General features: G+C 64.7%; 11 protein-coding genes. 1 reads left to right on the top strand and 10 read right to left on the bottom strand.

Annotation, left to right across the window (positions count from 1 at the left end; translation table 11 throughout):
* Positions 1-367: 367 nt before the first annotated feature.
* The 3 genes from tyrS to ACFRJ9_RS06770 form a co-directional block, all read right to left on the bottom strand.
* Positions 368-1,678, bottom strand: a complete 1,311-nt coding sequence (gene tyrS / locus ACFRJ9_RS06780) for a tyrosine--tRNA ligase (RefSeq protein ID WP_377665744.1) — start codon at positions 1,676-1,678, stop codon at positions 368-370.
* A gap of 37 nt (positions 1,679-1,715) precedes the next feature.
* The gene (locus ACFRJ9_RS06775) at positions 1,716-3,944 is read right to left on the bottom strand and encodes a HelD family protein (protein WP_377665742.1); all 2,229 of its coding nucleotides are present in this window, start codon (positions 3,942-3,944) and stop codon (positions 1,716-1,718) included.
* A gap of 134 nt (positions 3,945-4,078) precedes the next feature.
* Entirely contained in the window at positions 4,079-4,747 is a 669-nt protein-coding gene (locus tag ACFRJ9_RS06770; RefSeq protein WP_377665740.1) for a DNA-3-methyladenine glycosylase, read from the bottom strand.
* An 82-nt stretch (positions 4,748-4,829) separates the two neighbouring features.
* Between ACFRJ9_RS06770 and ACFRJ9_RS06765 the strand changes: the two genes are divergently transcribed.
* Complete coding sequence (locus tag ACFRJ9_RS06765; RefSeq protein WP_377665738.1) at positions 4,830-6,335, top strand: DNA-3-methyladenine glycosylase 2 family protein; 1,506 nt, start codon at positions 4,830-4,832, stop codon at positions 6,333-6,335.
* Positions 6,336-6,672: 337 nt separating this feature from the next.
* On the opposite strand, the gene ACFRJ9_RS06760 is transcribed toward ACFRJ9_RS06765, so the two are convergent.
* The 7 genes from ACFRJ9_RS06760 to argB form a co-directional block, all read right to left on the bottom strand.
* Positions 6,673-7,410, bottom strand: coding sequence for a maleylpyruvate isomerase family mycothiol-dependent enzyme (locus ACFRJ9_RS06760; protein ID WP_377665736.1), 738 nt, complete (start codon positions 7,408-7,410; stop codon positions 6,673-6,675).
* Between the two features lie 80 nt (positions 7,411-7,490).
* The gene (gene argH / locus ACFRJ9_RS06755; protein ID WP_377665734.1) at positions 7,491-8,906 is read right to left on the bottom strand and encodes an argininosuccinate lyase; all 1,416 of its coding nucleotides are present in this window, start codon (positions 8,904-8,906) and stop codon (positions 7,491-7,493) included.
* Positions 8,906-10,111: an argininosuccinate synthase gene (locus tag ACFRJ9_RS06750; protein ID WP_091466547.1), complete on the bottom strand. Its 1,206-nt coding sequence runs from the start codon at positions 10,109-10,111 to the stop codon at positions 8,906-8,908. Before ACFRJ9_RS06750 ends, argH begins: the two co-directional genes overlap by 1 nt.
* 52 nt (positions 10,112-10,163) lie before the next feature.
* Positions 10,164-10,703: an arginine repressor gene (locus ACFRJ9_RS06745; protein WP_377665732.1), complete on the bottom strand. Its 540-nt coding sequence runs from the start codon at positions 10,701-10,703 to the stop codon at positions 10,164-10,166.
* Complete coding sequence (argF, locus tag ACFRJ9_RS06740) at positions 10,703-11,707, bottom strand: ornithine carbamoyltransferase (protein ID WP_377665729.1); 1,005 nt, start codon at positions 11,705-11,707, stop codon at positions 10,703-10,705. Before argF ends, ACFRJ9_RS06745 begins: the two co-directional genes overlap by 1 nt.
* Positions 11,704-12,972: an acetylornithine transaminase gene (locus tag ACFRJ9_RS06735; protein WP_377665727.1), complete on the bottom strand. Its 1,269-nt coding sequence runs from the start codon at positions 12,970-12,972 to the stop codon at positions 11,704-11,706. Before ACFRJ9_RS06735 ends, argF begins: the two co-directional genes overlap by 4 nt.
* The gene (argB, locus tag ACFRJ9_RS06730; RefSeq protein ID WP_377665725.1) at positions 12,969-13,910 is read right to left on the bottom strand and encodes an acetylglutamate kinase; all 942 of its coding nucleotides are present in this window, start codon (positions 13,908-13,910) and stop codon (positions 12,969-12,971) included. The genes ACFRJ9_RS06735 and argB overlap by 4 nt, the downstream gene beginning before the upstream one ends.

The following is a 13,910-nucleotide window of genomic DNA, read 5'->3' as shown; positions in this document are numbered from 1 at the left end:
GACAAAGCCCACCAGGACTACTACGAACGGAACCCAGGAAGATTCCGCCAACGACCCACCACACCGGCCCCAGCCACCCACGTCGGAATCAACCTACCCGAAACCAAAACACCCCAAAACTAGCCCAGTGACTCCACACAGCTTGACAATTTTCGAAGGACCGGTCAAACACGCCCGTAAGTGAGAGAGCGTCGGAAGACGACCGCCGCCCCAGCCCAACCAGACCACTCAGCCCCAGCCAACACTCGACCCGCGCCGCGCTCAGGAACAAGCACCCCTCACTCAGGAACCAGCACGCTTAAACGCAAAAAGGGCCGGCAACCACAACGGTTGCCGGCCCTTTTGAGCTCAGTTGATTGCCGAAAGACTAGTCTGACACCTCAATAGTGGCGAGGTTCTTCTTGCCTCTGCGGAGAAGCAAGTAGCGGCCGTGAAGCAGTTCGTCCTGCGCAATTACTGCGTCGGGATCGGTCACCTTGGTGTTGTTCACGTAAGCGCCGCCTTCTCCCACGGTCCGGCGGGCAGCGGACTTGCTGTCCGAAAGACCCGAGGCGACCAGGAGGTCGATGATGCCCAGTCCGTCGGTGCCAATCTTCGCTGAAGGAAGTTCCGCCGTTGCTGCTTCCAAAGTGCGTTCGTCCAGAACGGTGAGGTCTCCGTTGCCGAAGAGCGCAGCGGAAGCTGCAATGACCTTCTCGGTTGCGTCGACTCCATGGACCAGGGAGGTCGCTTCGAAAGCCAGCTTCTTCTGGCCTTCACGGGCAAACGGACGTTCCTCCACAGCCTGCCCGAGAGCTTCGATCTCCGCACGCGAAAGGAACGTGAACACCTTGAGGCGATCCACTACATCGGCATCGGCAGTGTTGAGCCAGAACTGGTAGAACGTGTACGGGCTGCACATGTCCGGGTCCAGCCAGATGGCATTGCCCTCGCTCTTGCCGAATTTGGTGCCGTCGGAATTGGTGATGAGCGGGGTACCCATCGCGTGCACGCTCTTGCCCTCCACCTTGCGGATGAGTTCGGTGCCGCTGGTGAGGTTGCCCCACTGGTCCGAGCCGCCGGTCTGCAGCGCGCAACCGTAATCCCGGAAGAGCTGGAGGTAGTCCATGCCCTGCAGGATCTGGTAGCTGAACTCGGTGTAGCTGATGCCTTCGTCCGAGCTGAGGCGCGAAGCGACAGCATCCTTGCGCAGCATGGTGCCCACACGGAAGTGCTTGCCAATTTCGCGCAGGAAGTCGATAGCGCTAAGGGGCGCGGTCCAGTCCAGGTTGTTGACCATGCGGGCGGAGTTTTCGCCCTCAAAGCTGAGGAAACGGCGCACCTGGCCCTGAAGGTAGCCAACCCACTCCGCAACGGTGTCCTTGGTGTTCAAGGTTCGTTCCGCCGTCGGACGGGGATCGCCGATCAGACCAGTGGACCCGCCCACCAAACCGAGCGGCTTGTGGCCGGCCAGCTGCAGGCGGCGCATCACCAGCAACTGCACGAGGTTACCCAGGTGCAGTGAGGGAGCCGTCGGATCGAAGCCACAGTAATACGTGATCGGGTCCCCGGCGAGCAGCTTTTCCAGTTCCGTTTCGTCAGTGGAAACGTGAACCAGGCCGCGCCATTTGAGCTCCTGCCAAATGTTGGCGAAAGCGGGATCGTTGTGTTGGGACTCGAGGTTGTTTACGTGTGACACGAGATCTAAGTTAGCAGGATTGCGGGGCCCGTTTTTCCTAGCGCTCGATACCGGCCGGCAGCGGCGCAGCGGCGATAAGCCGCAGTCGCTGCGTGGCACGGGTCATGGCGACGTAGAGGTCCCCCACCTTGCCGTGCTCATGGTTCAGCATGGCTGCCGGCTCAAGGACCACTACACCGTCGAATTCCAGGCCCTTGGCTTCCTTGGGGCTGATCACAACGATGTCTTGCTCGTAACTGCCTGCGCCAGCGCCGATCCGGCGTCCATAGACTTCCCGCAGCGCGGCTGTGGCCTGTGGCAGCAAGGCGCCGTCGGCAATAACGGCCAGCAGGCCGCCGTCGATCGCTTCCACTTCCTCCGGCAGGACCTCAACGAGCTTGGAGACGATCCCGTCCGCGTCCACGCGGTCCACGATCGGCGACCATTTGCCTTCCCGCACGGCCTTGGGAGCCGAAACCACAAGGCCCGCACGGTTGGCCATGCGGACTGCGGCTTCTGCGATCTGCGACGGCGTGCGGTAGTTGACGGTGAGTTCTTCAAGGGTCCAACGGTCACCGAACGACGGCGCGAGCGCGCTTTGCCACGAATTGGCACCTGCTGCTGCACTCGTCTGGGCGATGTCACCGACGATGGTGAAGGACTTCAGGGGGCAGCGGCGAACAAGCAACCGCCACTGCATGGGTGAAAGTTCCTGGGCTTCGTCAACCACGATGTGGCCGAAAGCCCACGACCGGTCGCTGGTGGCTCGTTCGGCCGCAGTCAACCGGCCTTCGCGCTCCTGGTTCTGGTCCGCAAGCTCCTCAGCCGTGACCAGGACATCGACGCCCATGGACTCCATATTGGCCAGGGTCTGCTTGGCGTTTGCGATGTCACGGGCACGGTCCGCTTCCTGCTGCGCCAGTCCCCTGCCCGCGGCTGGATCGAGCTCGCCCAACAGTTCGGCGGCCTCATCCAGCAGCGGAACGTCTGCTTCGGTCCACGGGGCATCGACGGGCCGGAGAAGCAAGGAGCGCTGCTCGGGTGTCAGGTGCGGAGTGCACGCCTCAAGGATGGCGGGCTTGCTGAACAGCTCGGAGATGAGTTTCTCCGGAGTCATGGGCATCCAGCAGAGGTTCAGCGCGATCCGGACATCGCGGGCAGACCTGACGTCTTCCGCCAAGTACGCCCGGTCAGCGTTGTTGCCGATGTTCGTTTCCTCGACAAGGTCCGTCAGCTGTTCCGTCAGTTCCCTGAGGAGGATCTTGACGAACGTAAGGCGGGCTTCGTTGTGGGGTTTGCCCGTGGCCCGCGCCTTTTCCCGTGCCCGGCGCACTTGGCGCTCGGTCAGCGTCAGCTTGCGGGAATCGACTTCGAGGATTCGATCCTCTGCAGGTGTCCGTTGGCGGTTGGCAACAGCGTTGGCCACCACCTTTGCCATGTCCAGTTTGCCCTTGAGCGCGGCGACATCTGCGTTTTCCTCGGGAATGGCATGGATGCCGGGCATCAAGCGGCCCAGGCTCGCCATGACTACCCCGGTTTCACCCAGCGAGGGCAGCACACGCTCGATGTAGTGCATGAACGACGACGACGGGCCCACCAGCAGTACGCCCGCGCTCTTGAGTCGATCGCGGTGCGTGTACAGCAGGTACGCCGCACGGTGGAGAGCCACGGCCGTCTTGCCGGTGCCCGGCCCGCCTTGTACAACGAGCGCACCGGAGATCGAAGACCGGATAATCCGGTCCTGCTCGGACTGGATGGTTCCCACAATGTCCGACATTCGGCCTGTGCGCTTGGAGTTCAACGCTGCCAGCAGAGCGCCTTCGCCTTGGAGGGAGTCGTTGTCCGCGAGCATCCCGGCGTCCAGGACATCGTCCTCGATGGCTTTGACGTCGCGGCCTTGCAGGATCAGGTGACGGCGGCGGCGCACACCTTGACGGTCAAACGCGGTGGCTTGGTAGAAGTGCCCGGCTTCCGGGGCGCGCCAGTCAACCATGAGTCGCTGAAGATCGGCCGTGGACAGGCCAATGCGGCCGATGTACTGCGCCTCCCCCGAGTCCAGGTCGAGGCGGCCGAAAACCAAGCGGTCGTCGACGGCGTCGAGCTGGGCCAAGCGGTCTTCGTACAGTGCCGCGAACGCGTCACGTTCGGAAACGTTCTGCATGGTTCCCACCGCGCCGGCCTTGCGCACCTGCGCCAGCTGGGCGCGCTTTTCAGCGCGCAGCTCATCGAGCCGGGCGTACAGCCCGGCAACGTATTCCTGCTCGTGGACCAAATCAGCGTCGTGCATCGAACCGTAACCCCTATCGCAAAAGACAGACCGTCCATTCTACAGCGATTTCGGTAAACATGTGGGGTCGGGTGTCATCTGGCGGACGGCGCCGCCGGGCGTTCCTGGTCCGAAGGTTTCGCCCGGACGAGATGTCATCGCGGCGAGGTGCGATTTCGGGGCCGGGCCGCCTTGTACCGGGACACGGTGGGGTCGTCCTCGATCCAAAAGCGCCATGGATATTCTGTGCTGCCGCCTGGTCCCGCAACGCCAACGCGGGGTCCGCTGGCGACGGCAGCCACGGGTCTCCGCGGCAACCACAAACTGAACGGTGCCCCGAGCGCGTCACGGCCAGTGTCGGCCGTCGTGAGTCCCAGCGCAGAGGCCAGGCGCGCTGGTCCGCTGGCCAGATCGTTATCAGTTTTGGATGCGGGCCGGCGGGACTTGGCCAGTTCCTGGCCAGCCACGATCCGTCCGGCGCGCAGCAGCAACGCGGAGGGTACGGCGTCGGGTCCGCAGACAATATTGGCGCAGTAGTGCATACCGTACGTGAAGTAGACGTACAGGAATCCCGGTGGCCCGAACATGGGCGAGTTCCTGGGAGTGCGGCCCCCGAAGGTATGCGATCCCGGATCAGGATGTTCGGAATCGCGGGGCCCCAGATACGCCTCGACTTCAGTGAGCCGGACGGAGACCGGGCCTTCGTCGGAGTGGTGGGTGAGCACCGCGCCAAGGATCAGCGGCGCGATGATCCGGGGATCGCCCGCGAGAAGACTCCTTACGTCATCCGGTTCGGTGACGTGGTTCTCCATGGACGGGTTCATGCCCAGACCCTAGCAACAAACCGGCAACGGCCATGTCCGATTTCCGCTAGCAGGGCTGTCGGGCGGCTGGCAGGATGGAGGCATGGACTTCTGGCAGCGCTACAGGGCAATCGACGCCCGCGACACCCGGTTCGATGGCCAGTTTTTTACGGCTGTCCGCTCTACGGGGATCTATTGCCGGCCCTCGTGCCCCGCGCGGACGCCGAAAGCCGAAAACGTCACCTTCTATGAGACATCCGCCGCGGCGCACGAAGCCGGGTACAGGGCCTGCAAGCGGTGCCTCCCCGAAGCAGTTCCCGGGACGCCTGCGTGGAACCTCCGCTCGGACGTCGCCGGCCGCGCCATGCGGTTGATCAACGACGGCGTCATCACCCGTGAGGGCGTCGACGGCCTGGCGCACCGTCTGGGCTACTCGGCTCGGCAACTCAACCGCATCCTCAGTCATGAGCTGGGAGCCGGTCCCCTGTCGCTGGCACGCGCGAGCCGCGCGCAAACAGCCAGAACACTGCTCGTGTCCACGGACATGCTCCTTGCGGATGTGGCCTTCGCGTCGGGGTTCAACAGTGTGAGGCAATTCAACGAAACCATCGGCGAGGTCTTCGCGATGACGCCGACGGCGGTACGAGCCACCTCGGCGAAAGCCGGCCAACGCCGTGGTGCTGTGGCTGCAGCCACTCCGGATGCCCCGGAAATAGCGCCCGCAACCCTGACGCTGAACCTGCCTTACAGGGAACCGTTCGATCCGGGCATTTTCGACTTCCTGGCCGTACGCGCGGTGCCTGGCATCGAAGTGGCCGGCACCGCCGAGGACGGATCCCGGACTTACGCCCGCACCATCCGGTTGCCGCGCGGCGATGCCTCCTTCTCGGTTGCTTACCGTCCTTCGGCCCCGGGCCGCCCGTTGCAACTGACGGCCAATGCTGTGGATCTCCACGACCTGCCCACTCTCTTGAGCCGCGTCCGCAGGCTGTTCGATGTAGACGCAGACCCCCAAGCGATCGATGACTCACTGGCCATGGATCCCCGGCTCGCGAACCGTGTACAGGCAGTCCCCGGCATCCGAGTGCCTGGCGCGGTGGATCCCCAGGAACTGCTGGTGCGAGCCATGATCGGCCAACAAATCACCGTAGCCGCTGCCCGGACCGCCCTGACGCAACTATCGTCCGCGGGCTCCCCCGCCAGCTCACCGGTGCCCGGACTGGAACGCCTGTTTCCGACGGCGGCAGAACTCGCCGAACAGGGCCGTTCCCTGCTCCGGGGACCACAGCGCCGCATCGACTCCATCGTGGCTGCCGCCGAAAACATGGCCAGCGGCGCCCTGGAGTTCGGCTACGGCGATGATTTGGGAACCCTGGAGCGGAAGCTGCTGCCACTTCCGGGGGTTGGGCCTTGGACCGTTGGATACGTCGGGATGCGGGTACTCGGGGCGCCCGACGTTTTCCTGGCCAACGATGCCGCCGTTCGCAACGGCCTGAAAGTCCTGCCCCTGGGAGCGGGACTCAGTGCCGACTTCCGCGAAGTCAGCCCATGGCGGTCCTACGCCACCATGCACTTGTGGCGGGCTGCCGCGCTTCCCAAAGTCTCGTAACGCCCTGGACCCTCTCGCATACACTGGCACCAACTCCCGAACCCTCACTCACAAACCGGCACCAATTCCGGAGTGTCACTCATGATCTGTCCTCCCCTGCCGGGCAAAGCCCGGGACGTGCCAGGCCGACCCCGGATCCACCGTTGTTCCGATACTCCCTGAGCGTTCCCGACAAACCGACGGGACGTGAGAGAGGGTCCACCACAAACCGAACGGGACGTGAGAGAGGGTCCACCACAAACCGAACGGGACGTGAGAGAGGGACCACCACAAACCGAACGGGACGTGAAAGGGCGTCAAGGAAAAAGGGGCGGGATGTGAGAGAGGGTCCGGGTTGTTAGCGGGTCGCGGGTTGGGCGGCCGGCCAGGGCAGCAGCGCGGGCAAGTCAATGCCGTCGGCCGCAGCAGTGGCACGCAGGCTTCCTAGGCTTGGTTCGCGCCCGGCGAGCCAAGCTGCGATGTCCGTCAGCATGCCCGTGATGGCAATTGATGTACCCCCGTTGCCGATGCTCAGCCGCGGCAGGCCGGTTGGCTGCAAGACGAATTTGCTGGTTTCGGGAACGCGGGCCGCCAGGAAATCAATGAGGTGTTCGCAGAACGGCCGGCTCCACGTCTCCGGTCCGTACCCCAAATTCAGGTCCGATGCGTGGATGGTGAGTTCGCGCCACAGGGCCAGGCCGCCGTCGAACACTGTTCCGTCCCTATAGGCAATGCGTGCCTGCCAGTCGTCCGGCTCCAGAGCGTCAAACGCTGCCAGCGCAGATGCCAAAGCCGCACCCACCGACTCCGTGTGTTGCGCGAGACTGTGCCCGGCGGCAAGGTCGATCGCTTTCGTACGGCCGTCCATGCCGCCGTCGTACAGTTCCACCGTTTCACCGCGGCGGGCGTACTCCAGTTGCCGGGCCATGGCGTTGGAAATTCCGGCAAGGTGGGCAAGGACGTGTCCGCGGGTCCATCCGGGGAGTCCCGACGGTTGCGCGATGGAAGATTCGTCCAGTTTGGCAAGAAGGCGGGTGACGACGTCGGCGGCTTTGTGAAGCTCGGCGAGCAGCGCCTCAGGTGTGATTCGGGTCATAGCGCCATGTTAACGCACTGCGGGACGGCACTTCCGGCGAATACTGTGAAGTCTTGCCGGACATGCCGTCCCGCGTGCATTCAGCTGGCGTAGGAACGCGCCACGTCCAGTTCCGCTTCCAGCGCCGCCAGTTGGCGTTCGACGGCGGCTGGTGCCGTTCCGCCCTGCGAGTTGCGGCTGTTGAGCGAACCTTCCGTACTCAGAACGCTGCGGACCTCGGGAGTCAGGTGCTCGGAGATGGCTGCGTATTCCTCGTCCGTCAGGTCCCACAGTTCCACGCCACGGCCTTCGGCCTGCTTGACGGCAGCACCGGAGAGCTCGTGGGCCTCGCGGAACGGGACGCCCTGGCGGACCAGCCATTCAGCGATGTCCGTTGCCAGTGCGAAGCCCTGAGGAGCCAGCGATTCCATCCGCTCAGTGTTGAACTTCAGGGTGGCGATCATGCCGGACACGGCCGGGAGCAGCAGCTCCAAGGTATCGGCAGCGTCGAAGACCGGTTCCTTGTCCTCCTGCAGATCGCGGTTGTACGCGAGCGGCAGGCCCTTAAGCGTCGCGAGGAGGCCGGTCAGGTTGCCGATGAGGCGTCCCGCCTTGCCGCGAGCGAGCTCGGCAACGTCCGGGTTCTTCTTCTGCGGCATGATGGAGGACCCCGTGGAGTAGGAATCATGCAGAGTAACGAAGGAGAACTCCTTGGTTGCCCAGAAGATGACTTCCTCGGAGATGCGTGAAAGATCCACGCCGATCATGGAGCAGACCCAGGCGAACTCGGCGAAGACGTCGCGGGAAGCGGTGCCATCGATCGAGTTGTGGACTGCCGAGAAGAAGCCGAGGTCCGCGGCAACAGCCTCCGGGTCCAGGCCCAGGGACGAACCGGCAAGGGCTCCCGAACCATAGGGCGAAACACCGGCACGCTTGTCCCAGTCCTGGAGGCGCTGCACATCGCGCAACAGTGCCCAGGCGTGGGCCAGCAGGTGGTGGCTCAGCAGCACAGGCTGGGCATGCTGCAGGTGCGTGCGGCCCGGCATGGCAACACCGTGGTGCGCTTTGGCCTGCTCGACGAGGGCGTCAATGGTGGCAAGGACGCCGCCGGCGATGATCCGGGCGTGGTCGCGCAGGAACATGCGGCCAAGGGTGGCCACTTGGTCGTTGCGGGAACGGCCCGCGCGGAGCTTTCCGCCCAACTGGGTACCGGCGCGCTCGATCAGGCCGCGCTCCAGCGAACCGTGCACGTCCTCGTCGCTCTCGGCCGGAAGGTAGGCGCCGCTGGCGACGTCCTCGTCCAGCTGGGTGAGGGCAGCCAGCATGCCTTCGAGCTCGGCATCGTCCAACAGACCAGCCTTGGCCAGCACGCGGGCGTGGGCCTTGGAACCGGCAATGTCGTAGCGGGCAAGCCGCCAGTCAAAGTGGGTGGACTTGCTCAATGCGGCCAGCGCATCCGCGGGGCCGCCGGCGAACCGGCCGCCCCACAGTGCGCCTTCGTTTGTTGCGGACGTCATTACTCGCCTGCGACGCGGAGGTCGCGGCCCGAGGCAACCTTGGAGGACATGCCCCACAGCTCGATGAAGCCGCGTGCCATGGACTGGTCGAAGGTATCGCCGGTGTCGTAGGTAGCGAGGTCGAAGTCGTACAGCGAGGTCTCGGAGCGGCGGCCGTTGACGATTGCCTGGCCACCGTGGAGGACCATGCGGATGTCACCGGAGACGTACTGCTGGGTGTCCTCGATGAACGCGTCCAGGGAGCGCTTGAGCGGGGAGAACCACTGTCCGTCGTACACCAGCTCTGCCCAGCGCTGGCCAACGGTGGCCTTGAAGCGGGCCTGTTCGCGCTCGATGGTGATGTCCTCAAGGTGCTTGTGCGCGGTGATCAGCGCCATGGCACCCGGGGCTTCGTAGATTTCGCGGGACTTGATGCCCACGAGGCGGTCCTCGACGACGTCGATGCGGCCAACGCCCTGGGCGCCTGCGCGGCGGTTCAGTTCCTGGATGGCCTGCAGCGGGGTGACCTTGACGCCGTCGATGGCTACCGGCACGCCGGCCTGGAAGGAAATGGTGACCTCATCGGGTGCCGGCGGGAACTCCGGGGTTGCGGTGTAGTCGTAGATGTCCTTGGTGGGAGCGTTCCAGATGTCCTCGAGGTAACCGGTTTCGACGGCGCGTCCCCAGACGTTCTGGTCGATCGAGTACGGGTTCTTCTTGGTGGTCTCGATCGGCAGACCCTTTTCCTCGGCGAAGGCGATGGCCTTGTCGCGGGTCAGTGCGAGGTCGCGGACAGGTGCGATGCACTTCAGGTCCGGGCCGAGGGTCTGGATGCCAACTTCGAAGCGGACCTGGTCGTTGCCCTTTCCGGTGCAGCCGTGGGCAACGGTGGTGGCTCCGAATTCGCGGGCAGCCTTGACGAGGTGCTTGACGATGACCGGGCGCGAGATGGCCGAAACCAGCGGGTAGTGGCCCTGGTAGAGTGCGTTCGCCTTCAGGGTGGGCATGGCGTACTCGTTGGCGAACTCGTCGCGGGCATCGGCAACGTAGGCCTCGACGGCGCCGCAACCGAGGGCGCGCTGGCGGATGGTTTCCAGCGACTCGCCGCCCTGTCCGACGTCAACGGCTACGGCGATGACCTCGGCACCGGTGGCTTCACCGATCCAGCCGATGGCTACGGAAGTATCAAGGCCACCGGAGTAGGCCAGAACAATGCGCTCAGTCACGAGAGTGCTCCTTTGGTTGTTGCTTGGTTCATGTGAATCAATGCTGTGTGGATCAATTGCTTGCTGGTCCGGCTTCTTCGGCCAGTTGGAGGAAGCGCGCTGCCAGTTCAGCCCCGCCATCGGGATCCCGTGCGACCAACAGCAAAGTGTCGTCGCCTGCGATCGTACCCAATACCGACGGCATCACCGAGTGGTCGATGGCCAGGGCCAGGAAATTCGCGGCTCCCGGCGGCGTTCGCAGCACCACGATGTTCCCGGACGCCTCCGCCGTCACCAGCAGTTCCCCGCAGAGCCGGGAGAGCCGGGCATCCAGGATTTCCTGGGTGACGCCGCTCTTGGCGTTGCGGTCTCCGCCCTCGCCCGGCACGGCGTAGACGAGCGCTCCGTCCTTACCCCTGACCCTCACCGCGCCCAGTTCCACGAGGTCGCGGGACAGGGTGGCTTGGGTGACCTGCACGCCGTCGTCCGCCAGCAGGGCTGCAAGCTCTGCCTGCGACCGAACGGACTCGCCGGTCAGGATCGCGGTGATGCGCGCCTGGCGGGCGGTCTTGGTTGCCGGGCTCGCGCCCGGTACCGACGGATTGGTGGACACTAGAACGTGCTCTCCCCAGTGCCTTCAACAGGCGAGAGTCCTTCGACGAAGGCAAGTCCTGAGCGGTGCATCAGCCATGCCATCAGTGCTTTCTGGGCGTGGAGTCGGTTTTCCGCCTCATCCCAGACGATCGACTGCGGGCCGTCAATGACGCCGGCCGAAATCTCGTAGCCGCGGTAGGCGGGAAGGCAGTGAAGCACGACGGCGTCCGGGGCGGCCTGCGCCATGGCGGCCTCATCCACGGAGTAGTCGCGGAACAGCCGCAGGCGCGCTTCCTTCTCGGCTTCCTGGCCCATGGATACCCAGGTGTCAGTGGCCACGACGTCGGCACCCTTGAGGGCTTCGGCGGCGTCGCTGGTGATCAGCACCGAACCGCCGGTCTCAGCGGCGCGCTCTTCTGCGGCAGCCACGACTTCCGGAGCCGGGAGGTAGCCTTCCGGGCCGGAGATGCGGACGTGCATTCCGGCAGTAACGCCTGCCAGAAGGTAGGAGTTGGCCATGTTGTTCGCGGCATCACCCAAGTAGGCCATGTTCAATCCTGCGAGCTCACCCTTGTGCTCTTTGACGGCCAGAAGGTCGGCAAGGAGCTGGCAGGGGTGGTAGTCGTCGCACAGCGCATTGATGACAGGGACCTTGGAGTTCTCAGCCATCGCCACCAGCCCCGAGTGGGCACCTGTCCGCCACACGATGGTGGACACCATGCGCTCCAGGACCTTGGCAGTGTCCTCCACGGATTCCTTGTGGCCGATCTGCGCTTCACCGGGGTTGATGATCAGTGCATTACCGCCCATGTCCGCAATGCCGGTGGCAAAGGAAACACGGGTCCGGGTGGAGGTTTTGTCGAAGATCACGGCCACCGTCTTGCGGCCGTTGCCTTCGGCGGCGAAGGGCTGCACGCTGTACGGTGCGGCCTTCATGCGGACGGCGAGTTCCAGGACTTCGGCTTGCTCGGCCGGGCTCAGGTCCGTGTCCTTGAGGAAGTGACGGGTGGTGGAAGTGCTCACTGTGCGTCCTTAGCGGTTTGGGCGGTAGCGGTGGCGATCAGTCCGGGCAGGGCGGCCAGGAAACGGTCCGCCTGCTCGATGGTCAGGATCAGCGGGGGCGCCAGACGGATGGTCCGGGGCCCGGGGCTGTTGATGATGAACCCGGCATCCAATGCAGCGGTCACCATTGCCGGGGCGACGTCGGCGTTCACATCGAAGCCGATCAGCAGGCCTTCGCCGCGGACTTCGGTGACAGCTTCGACGGCGGCCAGGCCATCGCGCAGGTGCGCTCCGACAGCCAGTACGTTCTGCAGGACACCCTGGCTTTCGATTGCGTGCAGCGTGGCCAGTGCGGCGGCCGTGGCCACCGGGTTCCCACCAAAAGTGGTGCCGTGCTGCCCGGCGGTGAGCAGGGCCGACGTCGTACTTCCGAAAGTGATCAAGGCACCCACCGGGAAGCCGCCACCGAGACCCTTGGCGAGTGTGACGGCGTCGGGAACGATGCCCGCATCCTCGCTGGCGAGCCACTTGCCGGTCCGGCCGACGCCGGTCTGGACCTCATCGAGGATCAACAGCGCGCCGGCAGCGGTGGTGGCCTCCCGGGCAGCCTGCAGGTATTCGGCGCTGAGCGGCCGGACGCCCGCTTCACCCTGGATCGGTTCCAGGAAGACGGCTGCGGTGGAATGGTCGACGGCGGCACGCAGGGCATCGATGTCGCCGAACGGAATGTGGACCACACCGCCGGGCAGCGGCTCGAACGGCGCCCGGTAAGCCTCTTTGGCAGTGAGCGCCAGTGCGCCCATGGTCCGGCCGTGGAAAGCACCTTCGAGGGCGATGATCTTGGTGCGCGTTCCGCCGCCGCTGTTCCGCCGGGCCAGTTTGAAGGCGGCCTCGTTGGCTTCCGTGCCGGAGTTGGCGAAGAAGACCTTGGAGCCCTCCGGAGCGTTGCTGATGGCCAGGAGCTTCTCGGCGAGGGCGATTTGCGTGGGGCTGGTGAAGAAGTTGGAGACATGGCCCAGGGTGGCGAGTTGGCTCGATATCACCGACGTCACGAACGGGTGGGCGTGGCCCAAGGCGTTCACTGCGATCCCGCCCAGGAGGTCGAGGTATTCCTTGCCGTCGGCGTCCCACACGAGCGCACCGGCACCGCGGACCAGCACGCGCTGCGGCGTGCCGAAGACGCCCATCAGGGACGAGGAGTAGCGGGCCAGCCAGTCGGCGCCGCTGCTGTGCCCGGTGATGGCGTCGGCCGGGGTTTCGACCAATGCTGCTTCGTTGGTGCTCATGCATTCACTTCCTCGTCAGGTACTACCTGTGTGCCAATTCCGGCGGTCGTAAAGGTTTCCAGCAGCATCGAGTGCGGGAGTCGGCCGTCCACGATGTGTGCGCGTTCCACGCCTTCGTCGATGGCCTTCAGGCACGCTGCCATTTTGGGGATCATGCCGGATTCGAGCTTGGGCAGCATGGCACGGAGTTCCGTGGCGGTCAGCGAGGAGATCAGCGACGATTTGTCCGGCCAGTTGGCGTATAGGCCTTCCACGTCGGTCAGGATGACCAGCTTAGAGGCGCCCAGTGCGGAAGCGACCGCGGCAGCAGCCGTGTCAGCATTCACGTTCAGGACCTGTCCGGTGGTCTGGAATCCGTTGCCGTCGTCGATGATTTCCGGGGCGACGGTCGAAATCACGGGGATGCGACCGGCGTCGAGAATGTCCGTGATGCCGGCAGGATCCACTCCCACTACCTCGCCCACCAAGCCCAAATCAACTTCTTCGCCGTCCACCACAGTGCCGGTGCGAACCGCGCGCAGGAGCCCGCCGTCCTCGCCGGACATGCCCACGGCGTAGGGTCCATGGGAATTGATGAGGCCCACGAGCTCACGACCGACCTGGCCCGTGAGCACCATGCGCACTACGTCCATGGCTTCGGGTGTGGTGACGCGAAGCCCGCCCTTGAACTCGGATTCAATACCAAGCCGGCCCAGCATCGCGTTGATCTGGGGGCCACCGCCATGGACCACTACGGGGTGGATGCCCACGTGGTGGAGGAAAACGATGTCCTCGGCGAAGGCGCGGCGAAGGTCTTCGTTGACCATGGCGTTCCCGCCGTACTTAATCACCATGGTGGTGCCGGCGAATCGCTGGATCCACGGCAGTGCCTCGATCAGTGTTCCGGCTTTGCCCTGGGCGTCAATCATGGACGTCGTCTCGCGGGTGTGCGCAGTCAT

Origin of the sequence: Paenarthrobacter sp. NPDC056912 (assembly GCF_042786555.1) — a bacterium.
Taxonomy (GTDB): domain Bacteria; phylum Actinomycetota; class Actinomycetes; order Actinomycetales; family Micrococcaceae; genus Arthrobacter.
The sequence above is the reverse complement of the archived record's forward strand: the minus strand, read 5'-3'. Positions and strand labels throughout refer to the sequence as shown.